At 50.8% G+C, this 19301-nt stretch carries 23 protein-coding genes; 12 read left to right on the forward strand and 11 right to left on the reverse strand.

The window, feature by feature from the left end:
* The first annotated feature begins 261 nt into the window (after positions 1-261).
* The 3 genes from zwf (at position 262) to kdgA (ending at position 4458) form a co-directional block, all read left to right on the forward strand.
* Positions 262-1737, forward strand: a complete 1476-nt coding sequence (gene zwf / locus OGW16_RS15905) for a glucose-6-phosphate dehydrogenase (protein ID WP_043016695.1) — start codon at positions 262-264, stop codon at positions 1735-1737.
* A 233-nt stretch (positions 1738-1970) separates the two neighbouring features.
* A complete protein-coding gene (gene edd, locus OGW16_RS15910; RefSeq protein WP_043016694.1) occupies positions 1971-3782 on the forward strand; it encodes a phosphogluconate dehydratase in 1812 nt (603 codons plus the stop codon).
* A gap of 34 nt (positions 3783-3816) precedes the next feature.
* Positions 3817-4458, forward strand: a complete 642-nt coding sequence (gene kdgA, locus OGW16_RS15915; RefSeq protein WP_043016693.1) for a bifunctional 4-hydroxy-2-oxoglutarate aldolase/2-dehydro-3-deoxy-phosphogluconate aldolase — start codon at positions 3817-3819, stop codon at positions 4456-4458.
* Between the two features lie 67 nt (positions 4459-4525).
* On the opposite strand, the gene purT is transcribed toward kdgA, so the two are convergent.
* A complete protein-coding gene (gene purT, locus OGW16_RS15920; protein WP_286518617.1) occupies positions 4526-5704 on the reverse strand; it encodes a formate-dependent phosphoribosylglycinamide formyltransferase in 1179 nt (392 codons plus the stop codon).
* Between the two features lie 132 nt (positions 5705-5836).
* Here purT and yebG point away from each other — a divergent pair, with 132 nt between their 5' ends.
* The 4 genes from yebG to ptrB all read left to right on the forward strand — a co-directional run bounded on the left by yebG (position 5837) and on the right by ptrB (position 9497).
* Positions 5837-6127, forward strand: coding sequence for a DNA damage-inducible protein YebG (gene yebG / locus OGW16_RS15925; RefSeq protein WP_032943780.1), 291 nt, complete (start codon positions 5837-5839; stop codon positions 6125-6127).
* A 121-nt stretch (positions 6128-6248) separates the two neighbouring features.
* The gene (gene yebF, locus OGW16_RS15930; RefSeq protein WP_043016690.1) at positions 6249-6602 is read left to right on the forward strand and encodes a protein YebF; all 354 of its coding nucleotides are present in this window, start codon (positions 6249-6251) and stop codon (positions 6600-6602) included.
* Positions 6603-6696: 94 nt separating this feature from the next.
* The gene (locus tag OGW16_RS15935; protein WP_043016689.1) at positions 6697-7356 is read left to right on the forward strand and encodes a tellurite resistance TerB family protein; all 660 of its coding nucleotides are present in this window, start codon (positions 6697-6699) and stop codon (positions 7354-7356) included.
* Between the two features lie 86 nt (positions 7357-7442).
* Positions 7443-9497: an oligopeptidase B gene (gene ptrB, locus OGW16_RS15940; protein WP_181634582.1), complete on the forward strand. Its 2055-nt coding sequence runs from the start codon at positions 7443-7445 to the stop codon at positions 9495-9497.
* Positions 9498-9499: 2 nt separating this feature from the next.
* Here the strand turns inward: ptrB and exoX are convergent, their stop codons facing one another.
* The 3 genes from exoX to OGW16_RS15955 form a co-directional block, all read right to left on the reverse strand.
* Entirely contained in the window at positions 9500-10162 is a 663-nt protein-coding gene (exoX, locus tag OGW16_RS15945; protein ID WP_043016687.1) for an exodeoxyribonuclease X, read from the reverse strand.
* A gap of 23 nt (positions 10163-10185) precedes the next feature.
* Positions 10186-10842 (reverse strand): carbon-nitrogen hydrolase family protein, encoded by a 657-nt coding sequence (locus tag OGW16_RS15950; RefSeq protein WP_043016686.1) that lies wholly within the window; start codon positions 10840-10842, stop codon positions 10186-10188.
* A 106-nt stretch (positions 10843-10948) separates the two neighbouring features.
* Positions 10949-11179 (reverse strand): DNA polymerase III subunit theta, encoded by a 231-nt coding sequence (locus OGW16_RS15955; protein ID WP_003034925.1) that lies wholly within the window; start codon positions 11177-11179, stop codon positions 10949-10951.
* Between the two features lie 143 nt (positions 11180-11322).
* Between OGW16_RS15955 and yobA the strand changes: the two genes are divergently transcribed.
* From yobA to OGW16_RS15970, 3 genes are read left to right on the forward strand one after another with little or no spacing between them, the layout of a single operon-like run.
* Positions 11323-11697: a CopC domain-containing protein YobA gene (gene yobA / locus OGW16_RS15960; protein ID WP_047410546.1), complete on the forward strand. Its 375-nt coding sequence runs from the start codon at positions 11323-11325 to the stop codon at positions 11695-11697.
* A 3-nt stretch (positions 11698-11700) separates the two neighbouring features.
* Entirely contained in the window at positions 11701-12573 is an 873-nt protein-coding gene (copD, locus tag OGW16_RS15965) for a copper homeostasis membrane protein CopD (RefSeq protein WP_172863125.1), read from the forward strand.
* A gap of 20 nt (positions 12574-12593) precedes the next feature.
* Positions 12594-12932, forward strand: a complete 339-nt coding sequence (locus OGW16_RS15970) for a YebY family protein (protein WP_043016684.1) — start codon at positions 12594-12596, stop codon at positions 12930-12932.
* 391 nt (positions 12933-13323) lie between these two features.
* On the opposite strand, the gene OGW16_RS15975 is transcribed toward OGW16_RS15970, so the two are convergent.
* The 7 genes from OGW16_RS15975 to OGW16_RS16005 all read right to left on the reverse strand — a co-directional run bounded on the left by OGW16_RS15975 (position 13324) and on the right by OGW16_RS16005 (position 18493).
* Entirely contained in the window at positions 13324-14403 is a 1080-nt protein-coding gene (locus tag OGW16_RS15975) for a tyrosine-type recombinase/integrase (RefSeq protein ID WP_105179588.1), read from the reverse strand.
* Positions 14381-14647, reverse strand: coding sequence for an excisionase (locus OGW16_RS15980; protein ID WP_080625014.1), 267 nt, complete (start codon positions 14645-14647; stop codon positions 14381-14383). Before OGW16_RS15980 ends, OGW16_RS15975 begins: the two co-directional genes overlap by 23 nt.
* Positions 14648-14703: 56 nt before the next feature.
* On the reverse strand, positions 14704-14937 hold the full coding sequence (locus OGW16_RS15985; protein ID WP_125461414.1) for a hypothetical protein: 234 nt from the start codon (positions 14935-14937) through the stop codon (positions 14704-14706).
* Positions 14934-16817, reverse strand: coding sequence for a RecE-related exodeoxyribonuclease (locus tag OGW16_RS15990; RefSeq protein ID WP_502873974.1), 1884 nt, complete (start codon positions 16815-16817; stop codon positions 14934-14936). Before OGW16_RS15990 ends, OGW16_RS15985 begins: the two co-directional genes overlap by 4 nt.
* Before the next feature lie 297 nt (positions 16818-17114).
* Complete coding sequence (locus OGW16_RS15995) at positions 17115-17300, reverse strand: hypothetical protein (protein ID WP_080625015.1); 186 nt, start codon at positions 17298-17300, stop codon at positions 17115-17117.
* A complete protein-coding gene (locus OGW16_RS16000; protein WP_080625016.1) occupies positions 17293-17487 on the reverse strand; it encodes a hypothetical protein in 195 nt (64 codons plus the stop codon). Before OGW16_RS16000 ends, OGW16_RS15995 begins: the two co-directional genes overlap by 8 nt.
* A 598-nt stretch (positions 17488-18085) precedes the next feature.
* Positions 18086-18493: a helix-turn-helix domain-containing protein gene (locus tag OGW16_RS16005; RefSeq protein WP_080625017.1), complete on the reverse strand. Its 408-nt coding sequence runs from the start codon at positions 18491-18493 to the stop codon at positions 18086-18088.
* A gap of 82 nt (positions 18494-18575) precedes the next feature.
* Here OGW16_RS16005 and OGW16_RS16010 point away from each other — a divergent pair, with 82 nt between their 5' ends.
* Positions 18576-18815, forward strand: a complete 240-nt coding sequence (locus tag OGW16_RS16010) for a Cro/CI family transcriptional regulator (protein WP_080625018.1) — start codon at positions 18576-18578, stop codon at positions 18813-18815.
* Complete coding sequence (locus OGW16_RS16015; RefSeq protein ID WP_080625019.1) at positions 18815-19291, forward strand: toxin YdaT family protein; 477 nt, start codon at positions 18815-18817, stop codon at positions 19289-19291. The genes OGW16_RS16010 and OGW16_RS16015 overlap by 1 nt, the downstream gene beginning before the upstream one ends.
* The last annotated feature ends 10 nt before the right edge of the window (positions 19292-19301 follow it).

Consider the following 19301-nt stretch of genomic DNA (forward strand, 5'->3'; position numbering starts at 1 on the left):
CAAAATGGACAGAATAGTTGTTGTTTTTTTTCATTACATGATCAGAGTCTGGTTTTCTTACTTCTTCATGGGTACGAAAAAAGACGACTTTTTTGTCCATTTTGCGACGGGAAATGGTAATAAAGCGGCTGTTCACGGTAACAGCACGGCTGGATAAGCGTTTACGGTTTCCGGATTCACGTAAAAGCAGTACAGTGCAGTGTAATAAAATTACAACCAGTGTCTGGCAAAAGCACCAGGCACTTAATTGAGGAGAATGACATGGCGGTAACGCAAACAGCCCAGGCATGTGATCTGGTCATTTTCGGCGCAAAGGGCGACCTGGCGCGGCGAAAATTGCTGCCTTCCCTGTATCAACTGGAAAAGGCCGGACAGATTAACCCTGAAACCCGCATCATTGGGGTTGGGCGTGCCGACTGGGACAAAGCAGCCTATACCAAGGTTGTGCGCGAAGCGCTCGAAACCTTCATGAAAGAAAAAATCGATGAAGGTTTATGGGAGACCCTCAGCGGTCGTCTGGAGTTTTGTAATCTGGACGTCAATGACACAGCCGCGTTTAAACGTCTGGGCAAAATGCTGGATCAAAAATCGCGTACCACCATCAACTATTTTGCGATGCCGCCGAGTACCTTCGGCGCGATCTGCAAAGGTCTGGGTGAAGCAAAGCTGAATGCTAAACCAGCCCGCGTCGTGATGGAAAAACCGCTGGGTACGTCACTGGCAACATCCCGTGAAATCAACGATCAGGTTGGCGAGTATTTCGAAGAGTGTCAGGTTTACCGCATCGACCACTATCTCGGCAAAGAGACGGTTCTGAACCTGCTGGCACTGCGTTTTGCCAACTCCCTGTTTGTGAACAACTGGGATAACCGCACTATCGATCACGTAGAAATTACCGTGGCGGAAGAGGTGGGTATTGAAGGGCGCTGGGGCTATTTTGACCAGGCTGGTCAAATGCGCGATATGATCCAGAACCACCTGCTGCAAATTCTGTGCATGATCGCGATGTCTCCACCGTCCGATCTGAGCGCTGACAGCATCCGTGATGAAAAAGTGAAAGTACTGAAATCACTGCGTCGCATCGATCGTTCGAACGTACGGGAAAAAACAGTTCGCGGCCAGTACACCGCCGGTTTTGCCCAGGGCAAAAAAGTTCCGGGATATCTGGAAGAAGAAGGCGCGAACAAGAGCAGCAACACGGAAACGTTTGTGGCGATCCGTGTGGATATCGATAACTGGCGCTGGGCGGGTGTTCCTTTCTACCTGCGTACCGGTAAACGTTTGCCGACGAAGTGCTCTGAAGTCGTGGTTTACTTCAAAACGCCTGAGCTGAACCTGTTCAGAGAGTCCTGGCAGGATCTACCGCAGAACAAGCTGACCATCCGTTTGCAGCCTGATGAAGGTGTCGATATCCAGGTACTGAACAAAGTACCGGGTCTGGATCACAAGCATAATCTGCAAATTACCAAGCTTGATCTGAGCTATTCCGAAACCTTCAACCAGACGCACCTTGCCGACGCCTACGAGCGCCTGCTGCTTGAAACGATGCGCGGCATTCAGGCGCTGTTTGTGCGCCGTGATGAAGTTGAAGAAGCATGGAAGTGGGTCGACTCCATTACCGAAGCATGGGCGATGGACAACGACGCGCCGAAGCCGTATCAGGCAGGCACCTGGGGACCGGTTGCTTCTGTGGCCATGATCACCCGTGATGGTCGTTCCTGGAACGAGTTTGAGTAAAATATCATCTAGCCCATAGGTGTTATTTTACCGGTAACATGATCTAACACAGATTGTAGAATAATTTTTGCACTTTTAAGCTCCGCGTGGATTCACCCGCGGGGCTTTTTTTATTACACTGCCTGAAACGATTTTGCCCCTGAGCTGCGGCTAACAAGCGATTCAGCCATTTTTAACCCAACTGAAACACATTGTTGATCCAACGCTCTGACAGATAAATTTTAGGAGCCTCTATGAATCCGAATTTGTTACGCGTAACACAACGTATCGTCGAACGTTCTCGTGACACACGTTCCGCCTACCTCGCCCGTATTGAACAAGCGAAATCAACTACCGTTCATCGCTCACAGCTGGCATGCGGTAACCTGGCGCATGGTTTTGCTGCGTGTCAGCCGGACGACAAGGCTTCGCTGAAAAGCATGCTGCGTAACAATATCGCGATCATTACCTCCTATAACGACATGCTCTCCGCGCATCAGCCGTATGAACACTATCCGACCATCATTCGTAAAGCGCTACATGAAGCCAATGCTGTAGGCCAGGTTGCGGGCGGTGTGCCTGCCATGTGCGACGGTGTGACCCAGGGCCAGGATGGGATGGAGCTTTCCCTGCTGAGTCGTGAAGTGATTGCGATGTCGGCTGCAGTAGGCCTTTCCCACAATATGTTCGACGGCGCGTTGTTCCTCGGCGTGTGCGACAAAATTGTCCCGGGCCTCGTGATGGCGGCGCTGTCATTTGGTCATCTGCCTTCAATCTTTATTCCTTCCGGTCCGATGGCGAGCGGTCTGGCGAATAAAGAAAAAGTGCGTATCCGTCAGCTGTATGCTGAAGGTAAAGTCGATCGCATGGCGCTTCTTGAATCCGAAGCGGCGTCTTATCACGCACCGGGTACCTGTACGTTCTATGGCACCGCGAACACCAACCAGATGGTGGTGGAGTTTATGGGGATGCAACTGCCAGGCTCCTCATTCGTGCACCCGGATGCGCCATTACGCGAAGCACTGACCGCGGCGGCAGCCCGTCAGGTCACGCGCCTGACTGGAAACGGCAATGAATGGATGCCGATCGGTAAGATGATTGATGAAAAAGTGGTGGTGAACGGTATTGTCGCGCTGCTGGCGACCGGGGGCTCAACTAACCATACGATGCACCTGGTAGCAATGGCGCGTGCGGCCGGGATACTGATTAACTGGGACGACTTCTCCGATCTGTCCGATATCGTGCCGCTGATGGCGCGTTTGTACCCGAATGGTCCGGCAGATATTAACCACTTCCAGGCCGCGGGTGGTGTGCCGGTGCTAATGCGAGAACTGCTTAACGCGGGTCTGCTGCATGAAGATGTGAACACCGTTGCCGGGTTCGGTTTATCACGTTACACCATGGAACCCTGGCTCAACGAGGGTGAACTGGACTGGCGTGAAGGGGCGGCGAAGTCGTTGGACAGCAATGTGATTGCCACCTTTGACCAACCGTTCTCCCACCATGGCGGCACCAAAGTGCTGAGCGGAAACCTTGGTCGAGCAGTGATGAAAACGTCGGCGGTCCCGGTAGAGAATCAGGTAATTGAAGCACCGGCAGTCGTTTTTGAAAGTCAGCATGATGTGTTACCGGCCTTCGATGCGGGTCTGCTTGATCGGGATTGCGTGGTGGTTGTGCGCCATCAGGGACCAAAAGCGAACGGAATGCCAGAATTACATAAACTCATGCCGCCACTTGGTGTATTATTGGACCGTTGTTTCAAAATTGCGTTAGTTACAGATGGACGACTTTCAGGTGCTTCAGGTAAAGTGCCTTCAGCAATCCATGTAACCCCGGAAGCCTATGATGGCGGGTTGCTGGCAAAAGTACGCGATGGCGACATCATTCGTGTGAATGGACAGACAGGTGAATTGACGCTGCTGGTTGATGAAGAGGAACTTGCCTCTCGTCAGCCTCACATTCCTGACCTCAGCGCATCGCGCGTGGGTACAGGCCGTGAAATGTTCAGCGCGTTGCGTGAAAAGCTGTCCGGTGCGGAGCAGGGCGCAACCTGTATCACTTTTTAAGACTTATTTTGTAATCAGGCGAGAGAAAACTCTGATGAAAAACTGGAAGACAAGTGCAGAAGCAATCCTGACCACTGGCCCGGTTGTACCGGTTATTGTGGTTAATAAACTGGAACACGCGGTGCCGATGGCAAAAGCGCTGGTTGCAGGGGGTGTGCGCGTTCTGGAAGTGACCTTACGTACCGCATGTGCGATGGATGCCATTCGCGCGATCGCCAAAGAAGTTCCAGACGCTATCGTTGGCGCGGGTACCGTACTGAACCCACAACAGCTGGCTGAAGTGACCGAAGCCGGTGCGCAGTTTGCTATCAGCCCGGGCCTGACCGAGCCGCTGCTGAAGGCTGCAACCGAAGGCACTATTCCGCTGATCCCTGGTATCAGCACCGTTTCTGAACTGATGCTGGGTATGGACTACGGTTTGAAAGAATTCAAATTCTTCCCGGCGGAAGCGAACGGTGGTACTAAAGCACTGCAGGCGATTGCGGGTCCGTTCTCTCAGGTCCGTTTCTGCCCAACTGGTGGTATTTCCCCGTCTAACTACCGCGATTACCTGGCACTGAAAAGCGTGCTGTGCATCGGCGGTTCCTGGCTGGTTCCTGCAGATGCGCTGGAAGCGGGTGATTACGATCGCATTACTAAGCTGGCTCGTGAAGCAGTAGAAGGCGCGAAGCAGTAATCCGTTAATGCGTAAACCGTAGGTCAGATACGGCAGCAATGCTTTATCCGACCTACGGGTCTGGTTTTTATCCTGCGACTTTCACCTGTGCGGCCGCGTCTTTCGCGCATATCACCGCATCTTCAATACTCTGTGCTGTGGCCAGCACAACGCCCAGACGACGGCTCCCGTCGATTTCCGGCTTGCCAAAGAAACGCACTTGCATACCCGCACCTACAGCGGCCTGCACGTTATCAAACGTGATATTCTGGCTGGTAAGTTGCGGCAGGATAACGGCGGAAGCAGAAGGTCCATACTGGCGGATTGCGCCAACGGGCAGACCGAGAAATGCGCGTACGTGTAGGGCAAACTCGGACAGATCCTGCGAAATCAAGGTCACCATACCCGTGTCGTGAGGGCGAGGGGAAACTTCACTGAAAATCACCTCATCACCGCAGACAAACAGCTCCACGCCAAACAGTCCATGGCCGCCCAGTGCCAGCACCACCTTACGGGCAATCTCCTGCGCGCGCATCAGTGCCAGGTCACTCATCTGCTGCGGCTGCCAGGATTCACGATAATCGCCATCTTCCTGACGATGTCCTACCGGCGCGCAGAAATGGACGCCATCAACTGCGCTGACGGTAAGCAGGGTGATTTCAAAATCAAAATTCACTACGCCTTCGACGATAACGCGTCCGGCGCCTGCCCGGCCTCCCTGCTGAGCATAGTCCCAGGCCTCGGTGAGCCGATCGGCGGAACGAATAAAGCTTTGTCCCTTCCCGGAGGAACTCATTACCGGCTTCACAATGCAGGGGTAGCCGATTTCGGCGACGGCCTCACGAAAGCGGGCTTCGCTGTCAGCAAAGCGGTAAGAAGAGGTCGGCAAAGACAATTCTTCGGCGGCCAGTCGACGGATCCCCTCGCGGTTCATGGTCAGTTGCGTCGCCCTGGCACACGGCACGACGCGTTGGCCTTCCTGTTCCAGTGTTACCAGCATATCTGTGGCAATCGCCTCTATTTCGGGCACGATATAATCTGGTTTTTCACGCTCCACGAGCTGGCGTAATGCATCGCCATCCAGCATGTTGATTACGTATGAACGATGGGCAACATGCATAGCTGGCGCGTCGGGGTAACGATCCACGGCAATGACTTCCACGCCCAGGCGTTGGCATTCAATCGCCACCTCTTTACCCAGTTCACCTGAACCTAATAACATCACTCGCGTTGCTGCGGGACGCAGCGCTGTGCCTAATAACGTCATAAATTATTCCCCTGTTTTATCTGGGCGCAGTATATACGAAAACGTTTGCGTCTGTCTTTATTACCAGGTTGATTTCGAGGCATAAAAAGAATATACTGTACATAAATACAGGTAATTTGAGAGGCTGCAAAAATGGCGGTTGAAGTTAAATACGTAGTCATTCGGGAAGGTGAGGAAAAAATGTCGTTTACCAGCAAAAAGGAAGCCGATGCGTATGACAAAATGCTGGACACAGCGGATTTGCTCGACACATGGCTGGAACAATCGCCGGTAGCGCTCGAAGACGAGCAGCGTGAAGCACTTTCCCTGTGGCTGGCTGAGCAAAAGGATGTGCTGAGCGCCATTCTGAAAAATGGCAAACTGCCATCGCCGCAGGCGGTCGAAAACGACGCGCACACTGAGGATGATACTCAGGCTGCCTGAAACGACTTGCGGTCCTGACGTTTTGTACCATGCTTTTCCCTGAATCATTGTGCAATCCCTGACGTCATTTCACGTTGCTACAGGCAACATGAATGGCGAAGGGGAGATTAAGGAGAAAAGAATGTATAAAAAAAGAGCGTTACTGAGCCTGCTGTTGTTGTCCGCCAGCGTATCTGTGTTTGCGGCAAATACGGAAAGCAAGAATGTTCAGTTCCCCAAGTGTGAAGGACTGGATGCAAACGGCATTGCGGCGAGCGTGAAACGTGATTATCAGCAAAATCGCATCTCCCGCTGGGCTGACGATCAAAAACGCGTTGGTCAGGCCGACCCTGTCGCCTGGGTCAACACGCCCGATATTACGGGCAAAGACGGGAAATGGTCAGTTCCCCTGACGGTTCGCGGTAAAAGCGCGGATATTCACTATCAGGTAAAAGTCGACTGCAAGGCCGGAACGGCGGAGTATAAGCCGCAATAACGAAGGTATTTGCACATCTTTTGATGACCTGAACACTTCCTGACATCCCCTCGGGTACGCTTTGATGATTATTCGTCTGTACTTGAGGGGCAAAATGGCTAACTGGCTAAATCAACTACAATCTCTTCTTGGGCAAAAAGGATCCTCCGCGTCATCTTCTGGCGAGCAAGGGCTGAGTAAACTTCTGGTTCCGGGCGCGTTAGGCGGTCTGGCAGGATTACTGGTTGCCAATAAATCTTCACGTAAATTACTGAGTAAATACGGCACCAGCGCGCTTTTAGTTGGTGGTGGGGCAGTTGCCGGTACCGTGTTATGGAACAAATACAAGGATAAGGTTCGCGCTGCGCATCAGGATGAACCGCAGTTCGGCGCACAAAGCTCACCGCTGGATGAGCGAACTGAACGTCTGATCCTCGCGCTGGTTTTTGCGGCGAAAAGCGATGGTCATATTGATGCTAAAGAACGTACCGCCATTGAGCAGCAACTCCGCGAAGCGGGCGTTGAAGAGCAGGGTCGAGTTCTGATTGAGCGCGCCATCGAACAACCGCTAGATCCTCAACGCCTGGCACAAGGTATCCGCAACGAAGAAGAAGCGCTGGAAATTTACTTCCTGAGCTGTGCGGCGATTGATATCGACCACTTTATGGAGCGTAGCTATCTGAATGCGCTGGGCGATGCGCTGAAGATCCCGCAGGATGTTCGTGAAGGCATTGAACAGGATCTCAAAGAACAAAAACAGGCTTTACCGGGTTAATTACTTACCGCTAAGGCGCATGTTTCGCTTGCATCATTGCTGTCTTTTGCCACCCTTATAGGATGATTAAGCAAAAGAACAATGACATGCTACCAAAAGCTTCTCGTATTCCCCACGCCATGACGCAGCATGGCGATACTCGTGTTGATAATTATTACTGGTTGCGAGATGACACCCGCTCGCAGCCGGAAGTACTGGATTATCTGCAACAAGAAAATGCGTATGGCCGCCAGATTATGGCCTCGCAACAGGCCTTGCAGGATCGCATCCTGAAAGAGATTATCGACCGAATCCCGCCCCAGGATGCATCCGCCCCTTATGTGAAGAATGGTTATCGCTACCGGCATATTTATGAACCGGGGTGCGAATATGCCATTTACCAGCGTCAGTCTGCCTTCAGTGAAGAGTGGGATGGATGGGACACCTTGCTGGATGGTAACCAGCGAGCAGCCCACAGTGAGTTTTATACGCTGGGAGGGCTGGCGATATCGCCGGATAACACTATCATGGCACTGGCCGAAGATTATCTCTCTCGTCGGCAATATGGCGTGCGTTTTCGTAATCTGCAAAGCGGCAACTGGTATCCTGAAGTGCTGGACAACGTTGAAGCAGACCTGGTCTGGGCAAATGACTCACAGACCTTCTATTACGTGCGCAAACATGCAACCACGCTGCTTCCGTATCAGGTTTGGCGGCATACCGTCGGCTCGCCATCGTCACTGGATGAGCTGGTGTATGAAGAAGCCGATGATATGTTTTATGTCAGCCTGCATAAAACCACCTCGCTTCACTATGTGGTTATTCATATCGCCAGTGCGACCACCAGTGAGGTTTTGCTGCTTGATGCAGAACTGGCGGATGCCGAGCCGTTAGTCTTTTTAGCCCGGCGCAAAGACCACGAATACAGCCTCGATCACTATCAGCATACGTTTTATCTGCGCTCTAACCGTCAGGGTAAAAATTTTGGTTTGTACCGTACCCGTGTGCGAGATGAACAAGCCTGGGAGACGCTGATTCCGCCGCGCGATAGCGTCATGCTGGAGGGTTTTACGCTGTTCACAGACTGGCTGGTGGTGGAGGAGCGCCAGCGAGGCTTAACCAGCCTGCGACAGATTAATCGTAAAACGCGCGAAGTAGTCGGCATCGCTTTTGACGATCCAGCGTATGTGACCTGGCTTGCCTATAATCCAGAGCCGGAGACATCGCGGCTGCGCTATGGCTATTCCTCCATGACCACCCCGGACACGTTGTTTGAACTGGATATGGACACCGGGGAACGTCGCGTACTTAAGCAGACGGAGGTCCCCGGATTTGATGCGGCGAATTACCGCAGCGAACACGTATGGATCACCGCGCGTGATGGCACCGAGGTTCCGGTTTCACTGGTTTATCATCAAAAGTATTTCCTGAAAGGAAAAAATCCGTTACTGGTTTACGGCTATGGTTCGTATGGCGCCAGCATGGACGCCGATTTCAGCAGTAGTCGCTTGAGCCTACTGGATCGCGGCTTTGTCTATGCCATTGCCCATGTGCGTGGCGGTGGTGAGTTAGGACAGCAGTGGTATGAAGACGGTAAGTTTCTGCTCAAGAAAAATACCTTCAATGATTACCTTGACGTCTGCGATGCGCTGCTAAAAATGGGCTACGGTGCGCCTTCACTCTGTTATGGCATGGGTGGGAGTGCCGGAGGAATGTTAATGGGCGTCGCCATTAATGAGCGCCCGGAACTCTTCCATGGCGTCATTGCACAGGTGCCATTTGTCGATGTGGTAACTACGATGCTGGATGAGTCAATTCCCCTGACGACCGGTGAGTTTGAAGAGTGGGGTAATCCGCAGGACGAAGAGTATTACACCTACATGAAAAGCTACAGCCCGTATGACAATGTTACAGCACAGGATTATCCGCATCTGCTGGTTACGACGGGATTACACGACTCCCAGGTGCAATACTGGGAACCGGCAAAATGGGTGGCAAAACTGCGTGAGCTGAAAACGGACGATCGTCTGCTGTTGCTCTGCACGGATATGGATTCCGGGCACGGCGGTAAATCCGGGCGTTTCAAATCTTACGAAGGCGTGGCCCTGGAATACGCGTTTTTGGTAGGACTGGCGCAGGGAACACTGCCTGGACAGGCGTAAACTCAGGCGTTATCCAGATAGTGTTTCAGCGTTAAGCGCAGCTCCGGGCTCATACTGTCGAGGTTATTAAATAACCAGCGCAAGTAGCCCGGATCGCGTTCAGCCACTTCTGATACCGGTTTTCCGCGGTACTTACCAAAAGTGAACGTAGTGAGTAACGCAGGGCGACCGGTAATATCGACCATCTGTTCTGCTGACCAGCCTGACGTCTGCATGATGTCGATCAGCAGTGCCGCAGTGATGTAGCAGTCATACAGGGCGCGGTGATGATGCAGACCTGACGGCGTCTGGACGCTCAACTTACGTGATTTATACAGCGCCATATTGCTGTATTTGATCCCCGGCCACAAACGACGGGAGAGCTTCATGGTGCAAATCCACTCCCCGGGCATGTCGGGTAACACGCGGCGGTCAAAGCTGGCATTGTGCGCCACGTACCACTCGCTGCCGTAGTATTGCGGGATGACATCTTCAATCCACGGCTTATCGGCTACCATCGCTTCAGTAATACGATGGATAGCCATCGCCTGAGGGCTGATAGGGCGGTCAGGACGCACCAGGTGGCTCATTGGATTGACTATTTTTCCGTCAACCACATCGACAGAAGCAATCTCAACAATGCCTCCCTGCAGACCACAGGTTTCTGTATCTATTATGCGCAACATGCCATGCTCCTGACCCAAAACGATTAGCGTAATGGAATGATATCACCTTGCCAACCCCGTGGCGTGCGTTGACCCGTTAAGAGTAAGGAACCGCTGTCTGCACGAACAATCAATCGACCGCGCTCATCCCATAATGCGCTGCTGCCACGCGCATTAGCCATCAATACCGCAATGGCAAACTTATGCGAGAAACTCTGTAGACGAGATGTGGAGGAGAGCAATTCGGGTTCGCTAACGGACTGACTGCTGGTGAACAGGGAATAAGCCGGGTCGATATCGATACCTTCCGGTTGGCTATCCACAACGCTAATGGCATTTCGCTGTCTGGCGATACAGGCCCCGTGACTCTGATGAAACGTTAAGGGCGAGGTCATCCAGGGAGAGAAAAGTGCGATCCCTTTTACGAACCGATTGTTATGCTCTACCGGCAGTCCCGCAATAATCGTCATGCGATAAGTCGCGGCGGCATGCGCGAGAGGTTCTAACAACGATAAATCGGGTGGGGCTGGGAGCGCGTCATGCTCATCAACACAACCCAATAGCGAAAGGGAGGGGAAAACCAGCAATTCACATTGGCATTGAGCTGCTGCCTGAATGAATTGCAGGTGATGCGCGACATGTTCGGTAACTGAGGTGTGAAGAGGTTCGTACTGCGCTGCTGCGATTTTCCAGTGTGACATAATGATTTCCTTTTCATAGTGTCTACAACCATCCTTAAATTATAGATTAAGGATATACTTATACTGTAGCAGGCATCATGTAAGGAATCGTAACGTTATATAAGTTTTATTTAACTTTAGGCTCGTAGGGTAAACGCGAAAGGGAAACGGATGCCAAACGGTGCGCGATGAGTCTTTCCCGAAACCAGTCGCGCAAATGTTCGGGTTGTTCACGTTCAACCACTTCGGCAACAACCGGCATATTGTATCGCTCCTTAAATGCGACACCCGCCGCGGCCAGATCAACATTGACCTTATCCATTTCAGCTTGTTCAAGTTTGGCCAGATTGATGTTCATGGGCTTCTCCTTTTCTCTGTCTTTCGGCGCGCAAAGTTACTAAGAGTGTGCATTAATGGCAAGACCGAAATGATGATTCTCGACTCGATCATTGTAGAAGGTTATTCTCTATAGATTAGACATAACAAAAAGGAATAGTTGAAATGGCTTCATCTGCATCTATGCTTCGCAACGCTCTCATCGTACTGGCCAGCGTTCTGGTCACTCCTGCCGCCCTGGCTCATGCTCACCTGACGAAACAAAGCCCGGCGGCTAATGCCGAGGTTGCGGCATCTCCTCAGGCGTTGACGCTGAATTTCTCTGAAGGCGTAGAGCCAGGATTCAGCGGTGCAACGTTGACCGGTCCAAACAAAGAACAGATCAAAACGGGCAAAGCGTCGCGCAGTGAGCAGGACAAAACGCAACTGATTGTTCCGCTTGCTCAGACGCTGGAAGCCGGAAAATATACGGTCGACTGGCATGTCGTCTCCGTGGATGGTCATAAAACGAAGGGGCAATATACCTTTAGCGTGAAATAACCGATGCTGGCATTTACCTGGGTTGCACTACGGTTCATCCATTTTACCACTTTGATGCTGGTGTTTGGCTGTGCGCTTTACGGCGCATGGCTGGCTCCCGTTTCGGTTCGTCGTTTAATGATGCGTCGTTTTTTACGTCTGCAACGGCATGCCGCAACGTGGAGTTTTATCAGCGCGACGCTGATGCTGGCGATCCAGGGTGGGTTAATGGGCTCAGGCTGGCGGGATGTTATCTCTACAGATGTATGGGGCGCGGTGTTGCAAACGCAGTTTGGCGGCGTCTGGTTATGGCAGATTATCCTCGCGCTGGTCACGCTGGTGGTGGTTATTATCGTACCGCGTAGCATGCCGCGACGGCTGTTAATGCTGACTATTGCGCAGTTTATTTTGCTGGCTGGCGTCGGGCATGCGACGCTGCACAGTGGCATTACTGGGGCAATCCAGCAGGTTAACCATGCCTTGCATCTGATATGCGCCGCCGCCTGGTTCGGTGGCCTGCTCCCCGTACTTTACTGTATGCGAATGGCGCATGGCCGCTGGCGAGAACAGGCCATCAGCACCATGATGCGTTTCTCCCGCTACGGGCATCTTTTCGTTATCGGTGTTTTACTTACCGGTATTATGAATGCGCTGTTTATTGTCGGTTTTTCTGTTCCCTGGCACATGGCTTACGGGCAACTGCTTTTGTTAAAAGGTGCTCTGGTAATGCTAATGGTGGCGATTGCGCTGGTGAATCGGTATGTTCTGGTACCACGCATGCGGCAGGATAACCGCAGTATGACACTCTATTTTATTTGGATGACTAAGCTGGAATGGGGAATTGGGGCCGTTGTGCTGGCGATTGTCAGCCTGTTTGCAACTCTCGAACCTTTCTGATTGATGGACTGGCAAAACGCATGAAAAAAATCATTATCTCGTTAGTACTACTGGCAAGCTCCGGGGCCGCACTGGCTGCGCCACAGGTCATCACCGTCAGCCGTTTTGAGGTTGGTAAAGATAAGTGGGCGTTTAATCGGGAAGAGGTGATGCTGACCTGCCGTCCGGGTAACGCGCTGTATGTCATCAATCCCAGTACGCTGGTGCAATACCCGTTAAATGATGTCGCCAGACAGCAGGTGGAGAGCGGGAAAACCACGGCAAAGCCGATCGAGATTATCCAGATTGATGATCCGGCGAAACCGGGCGAAAAAATGAGCCTGGCGCCGTTTGTGGAGCGTGCAGAAAAGCTCTGCTAATTGTCAGATGTAGCACTCTGATTTCCAATAAAAAACCGCAAGGATCTCTCAGGAGAACTTGCGGTTTTTACGTTTGGGTGCGTGACAATCGTCCTTTTTTTCAGGCCACTTTAGTCGCGGACTGGAAAACCTGGCGCTGTCATCTATTCTTAAATGGCAGGGTAACTTAGCCTGCATTAATGCCAACTTTTAGCGCACGGCTCTCTCCCAAGAGCCATTTCCCTGGACCGAATACAGGAATCGTATTCGGTCTCTTTTTATCTGGCTTTAATTTCAGTTACTTAGGACTCCATGTCCGAAAATGTCCGAAATTTGTCCGAATTCCAATATTCGGTCTTTATTCGTTATACCACACCATTTTTAACATTCACAATTCATTTACGAAGAAAAATTAGATCAGCACATACTCTTTTTTTCTCGTATCAAGATACTTCTCAGTCATTTTTTCTGACTTGTGCCCCAGTAGTTTTTGCGCAAAATCTTTCCCAAATTCCTTCTCATACATCCTTCCCGCAAGACTCCTAATTTCATGAAATGAAGGTGGGTTTTCTGAAAACTTTAAACCAGAAAAATTTCGTGCTTTCACAAAACCTTTTGTCAGACTGTCCAGGTTTATGCTTCCATCTTCACTGTTTTTTCTGATCCCAGGGCTTATCAAGAAATCGCATCGACTGACAAGCCGGCAGCGATCGATGACGGTCGACAGTCTAAGGCCGGATGCTTTCAATGTCAGTGAAAGTGGGATAGCCAGGCAAGACCCGGTTTTTTGTTGTTCGATGTACAGTCGGTCATCTTTAATGTCACTGAAGCGCATCCGGGCGACGTCCTCACGTCGCTGACCGGTGACCAGGGCGAGATCCATCGCAAGGCCGAACCATGCTGGCATTCGCTCTGCACCAGCACGAACGGTCATAAACATTTCATATTCCAGGCGCTCGCGCAGCACTTTAATTTTCGGTGCTCGAGTGGGGTCAACAGGATTGGAATCAACACGCCCTTCCACAACGGCCTCACGGAAAACATCAGATAGTACTGATCGCATGGTTCCTGCCATTGTTGTTTTGCCGCACTCCGTCCAGCGCTCAATAAACTCGGCCACATCGCGGGTGGTTATGCTGGCCAGTATCATTACGCCAAAGTATTCTCTAATGGTCGCCAGCTGCCCGGCGCGAACTTTGTAAGTATTGGCCGCCAGCTTGCGTCGCTGTAGGATAATTTCGTACCGATCGAGCCAGTTGGCCATGGTGTATTCATTAGTACCTTTCAGCTGTTCGAGTAGGGCGATTGGAGTGTAATTTTTATCGATGTAGTGATTTGCTTCGATGGCCTGGGCGATCGCTTCCCTGCGCGAAATTTTACCCAGAGATATCTCTTTTCCGTCGACGGGATTGCGCCAGGAATATGACTTCCTGGCTTTACGATAGGTCAGATTCTTAGGCAAATTAGCGTCATACTTGTCCGGCCTCGCCATCGATAATCCTCTCTATCAATCGCCCTTTTAACGGGTATCTGCTCTGATTTGGATTTGTGTTAACAGTCTTACAGTATTTGTTTGGCCTGATAAAAATGGCATCGGGCCTGACTTTGTACTCTGTTCCCTCTTTTTCCGGAGGCGGGTAAATATTACCGTTACGCGCCCATTTTCTGAGGGTTCCTATCTGCGGAGGCTCTTCATAGCGTTCTTCCGCCCAGCGCTCGAGTGATAAAAGTTTCATATGCACCTCGATAGCCAGCTGCGATCATACGTGACGCAGCAGGCGCAGGTTGATTGTCAAAAATCAGTCAGGTTTACCGCTGGTTTAACCCGGCGCTGCTTTTTCCTGGCTTTCGGCTTTATCGTTGGCTTTACGATTTGTGGTAGTGCTGGCGGTAAAGAATGGGCATGTTCGCTGATACGCTTACGATCCCCCATCATCCACACGAGTCTTGCTGTCCAGTCTCGCCCGTCATCACAGACGTGCAGAGAGCGAGTCAGGGCTTCATCGCCGGTTAAGTTCTCTGTCACTGCTCCGCCTCCGCACTTATAACCCCAGCGGCCAACGCTGCGGCCATGTGCGGCAATTCGTCAAAATCGCCGCGGTATGCCGGGTTAGCACACATCCCCTGCAGAGCTGCGAGCGTCAGTTGCTGGCGGTAGGTGAGGGCCATCGGGGCTGGTTTTGGCGCAAATACTGTTTCTGGTTCCTTTTTCGGCTTAACGGTAACCACGGGAGGATCCATCACCACCGGTTTTGGCGGTTCCGGGCGACGATATTCCACGATCGCGTCGAGGGCGATTTTCTGACGTACGGCGGCATCATCAGACCAGCCATCAAGAATTGTCGTTGCCACATCGTGAACTTCTTCGTCGCTGAAATTGGGCGACAGACAAAATTCAGTGGTGGCGATATCGATGATTAGCAGAGGAAGAACGTCAGCGATAATATGACCAGTGCATGCCACAACGCCTTCTGCTTCTTCTTTGCCCATAATGTCAGTACGTCCGGAAAGCAGGTCATTCAGAGCGTGGGCAATCTCAATTTCATGATCATCCAGAAGTGGCCGGTCATCTTCCTGTTCGGTCACTTCCGTTTTTTCGCCCTCATTTGAGGCGCTATTAGCAAATGCTGCATCCAGTTCCCTGTCGAGTTCCGCAGCGCGAGACGGGCAGACTGCTGGTATTTCAGTTTCGTTCGGTAACGTCTGTTCGGATTGATCATTGAGGACCACCTCATTATTTTTTTGCGGCAGGGGGGCGGATGTACGGCCGCAGGCGATATCAACAATCAGTGGACCCGGATTGGCGTGATCTGACTCAGTCAGGTTTTTATTGATGTATTCGCGCAGTTTTACCGGATCGCGGTAGATATCCTCCGGAGAGGATTTAATGAGGGCAATAATAGCTGCGCGGGAAAAATCCAGAATACCGGGCGTGCGGCGTAACTGTTTCCACCACGCGGTAAATCGCTCATCAGTACCGGTTTCTTCCATTTTTTTTGCGCGATCATGAACGGCATGTGGCAGCTCGTAGATATCGAAATCCATAGCAATACCCAGAATACCAATGCAGACCTCGCGGCGCAGGGTTGCCAGCGTATGTGGAAGGACACGATCGGTTACGTTACCGCCGCCGAGCGTGCAGCCAGATTCGGTGTGAGTCTCGTCTCCGGTTTCAGGTTCGCCAGCTTTAAGTTTTACTGGCTCACGTTTATCCGCTGGTGTGTCCAGCCATTTGGAAAACAGGTTTTTATAGTCTGGCCATTTCGCATTGTTGCGGGCCTTCTGACGTACCCAGGCCAGGCATTCGGTCTGTTTCTCAGGAAGCAGGGCAAGAACGCGGGATTCTTTGGCGATAGCCTCCGCCTGTTCACGTAAAGAGTTATATTCATCATCATTCAGCATGTCGATTAACTGACCATACTGAGAAGGGGTGATTTCATCAATGGCACCAAACACCGCGAGGCAGTATGCACGGGCCAGTACATCAAGTTCTTTCACCGACTTCATTTTCTCTTCCGGCGCGCCAGCATTAAGTTGTTCATTATCACCAGCAAGCTCTGGTTCAATCATAATGAGCTCTGGTTCGCCTTTTTCAGCATTCCAGATAATGTCACCGGTGAAGAGGTCGGTATAGAATTGCCCTTCAACAGTGCAGAACATTCCTTCCGCTGCTTCCCATACCTTGGGAGCAAAATAATCATCAGCATAATCTGGCGCGAACTGTATAAAATCCGCATGCAGTAATGTTTTTGCTATTATTTTATTCTTGGTTTGTTTAAAAGCAACATAAACCGGAAGCGTACTATTTTTTTCAAGCGCACTTTTTTTCGGTTCGAATCTCCCACCAAACTTTTTTAATCCAGTTGTCATATTAACCTCAATAATGTTTATGTGAATGGCGCGCATTGCTTCTGCTTAAATTAAATCGCCGCGGTTCATGAATTTGTTTGTAGGAGATAGCATGCTCAAGACTACAGAAATAAGCAGTCACTACTCTCTTATTCATTCTTTTTGTTGATTTATACATGGAGTCAACAGAACTCCATTTTTTGCAATATGGACAGCACTCAAGTGTCACTTACCCTCCCTGCAAGGCTGATTATGACAGGACCATCATTGATGGATGTAGTTAGCCCTGCCAGTTAAGGCATAAATAAAAAATCTCCTAATTGCTTGAAGTTATCGAGGGGGGTAAATAAAAGGTCAGCGTAGAAACTTGCTAATATTACCCCTATGGTCGTTAACTATTTTAGTCATTACTTTGATGAAGCACATATCCAGCACCGCTTCATTTTTGTATTTCTGAACTCCGGTTATCTCAGCCACGGCCTTTTTATATTCAGCTTCAGCTGTACGTTGGGCAATATCTTCGCTGGTAAATTTAACCATTGGCACGCACCATCCTGAGTAAAGATTCTGTGTGATCGAGAGCTGCCTTCTGTTGTTCGTACAGTGCCTCAAGTTCAGCTGTAAGGCGGTCGCGAAAAGCAGGAACGCTTAACTGGTAAATAAAATTACTCACTGAGCTTTCCACATCAGGATCCCCGTCCGGTATAACTGGCTGTGAATTTCTCATAAACCCTCCGGTAAAAAAGGTGCCCATCGTGGGAGATGGGCAAAGACCACGCGGCACACACAGCAACTAATCACATCTGCAAGCGCACGCAGCCTGTTTCACATCTGTCACCCATAACTGGTAAATGAAGGAGTGCGCTTGCACGTTGTTCCCTGAAAAAGCTGGCGGTTACCGGACTCATACGGGAAAACACCGGGCCGCCAGAACAGGGTTCTACTTCTTATTGCTTTGGCCTGCTTTTAACCACATCAGGCGCGGTGGTAGGTATCTTCGGGCGGGGGCCAGTGACCAGCTGGCATCCCTACGGTACTTTTCGCCGACAACCGCGGGTTAGACGGTTCCGTTTCGTTGGATAGAGCTGTCGATGCTGGTAGTCACTCCAGCCCGTAACCCCTCCCGAAGACACCTGTTTTGCGTTAAATCTTCCAATCTGTTTTCCCCTGTATCGCCAGGGTAAGCGGAACATTTTGATTCTGAGTAATCACTGCGTGTGGTTACTTGATGGAATAAGGTTAAGATTACTAACCAAGTTTGGCAAGTTATTTTTGGTGATAAAACTCAACAAAAGAGGTGTAAGAAGATAACTTACTGAAAAAGGTTATTTTTTTTCTGTTCGTTTGCGGGCTTTTAGGAGTTCTTCGAAGAGCTGGTTGAAGTTTTCAACTCGAGCCCGGAGATTTTGGATTTGAGCTTGTTGCTCTGATTCTGGCAAAGAGCGATAGAGATCAAGCATCTCTTGTTCATCAACGCTTAAAGTTCTCTGCTCTTCAATTGAGACTGGTTCTGCAGGAGTCTGGTCTTCATCACCAAACAAAATCCAAGTAGGGCTGCACTGGAGCACCTTAGCAAGTGCATGCAGGTTCTTACCTGAAGGCTCAGTATTGTCACTTTCCCATAGCGAAATAGTGGCGTGAGATATCCCGAGAGCTTTTCCAAGATCTCGCTGCGTTAACCCAACATCTTTGCGTCGACGTAACACTCGACGGCCTAAAGTTTCACTATTCATGTTTAGATATCTTAATTCTTCTTGACTAAAGAATTCTCACCAAATAACCTTGTTAAATAAACTCAACAAACGAGGTTGCTTAATGTACAAAATTGATGCCGTGAAATTCTTCGGCACAAACACTCAAGTGGCACATGCTGCTGGCGTCGACCGCTCTGCTGTCAGTCAGTGGAAAGAACTTGTTCCCGAGCGCTGTGCTCAGCGTCTCGCAGATGCCTCAAATGGTGCTCTCCATTACGACAAAGACGTTTATGACCGTTACCGCCAGGCTAAACGCCTTGGTAAACAGAATACCTGCACAACCAAGAAGGAATCTGATTGATGAAAATCAACGAGATTAAATTGCTGGCCCTCGAGCTTGAAGAGTGGGCGGTGAAGGATGGCAGGAAAGGGGGCTGGAAAAAGATAGTCCCGCTGATTACAACGCATCACTACGGTGATTTGCTGGACAGCCTGGCGGATATCGTCGACCCGTCAGAGTATGCGCGCCGCCTGCATAACAACACGCAGATCATCCAGCGGGCATTTCGAAATGACACGCCGAATTATCGTGGTCAGGCAGCTGCGCTGGCGCCAGCAATCAGAGCTGCGATGGATGCAGAGCTGGCTGGTCAGCATGACTTACATAACCTGGTGGCCATTGCGAACCGCGAGTGCATCGAGGCGACCAGTGCGGTGCTGACTGGTAAGCCAATGCAGGTAATCCGCAAAGAAACGGCAGAGGCAATACAGGCGCTGGCCGATCTCATTCCCGGCGTCAGCATCCAGTTCAACCATATTGGTCCGCGTGCGGCGTAACAGGAGGCTC

The sequence above is a fragment of the Citrobacter sp. Ce104 genome (assembly GCF_030334595.1).
Lineage (GTDB): Bacteria > Pseudomonadota > Gammaproteobacteria > Enterobacterales > Enterobacteriaceae > Citrobacter > Citrobacter europaeus.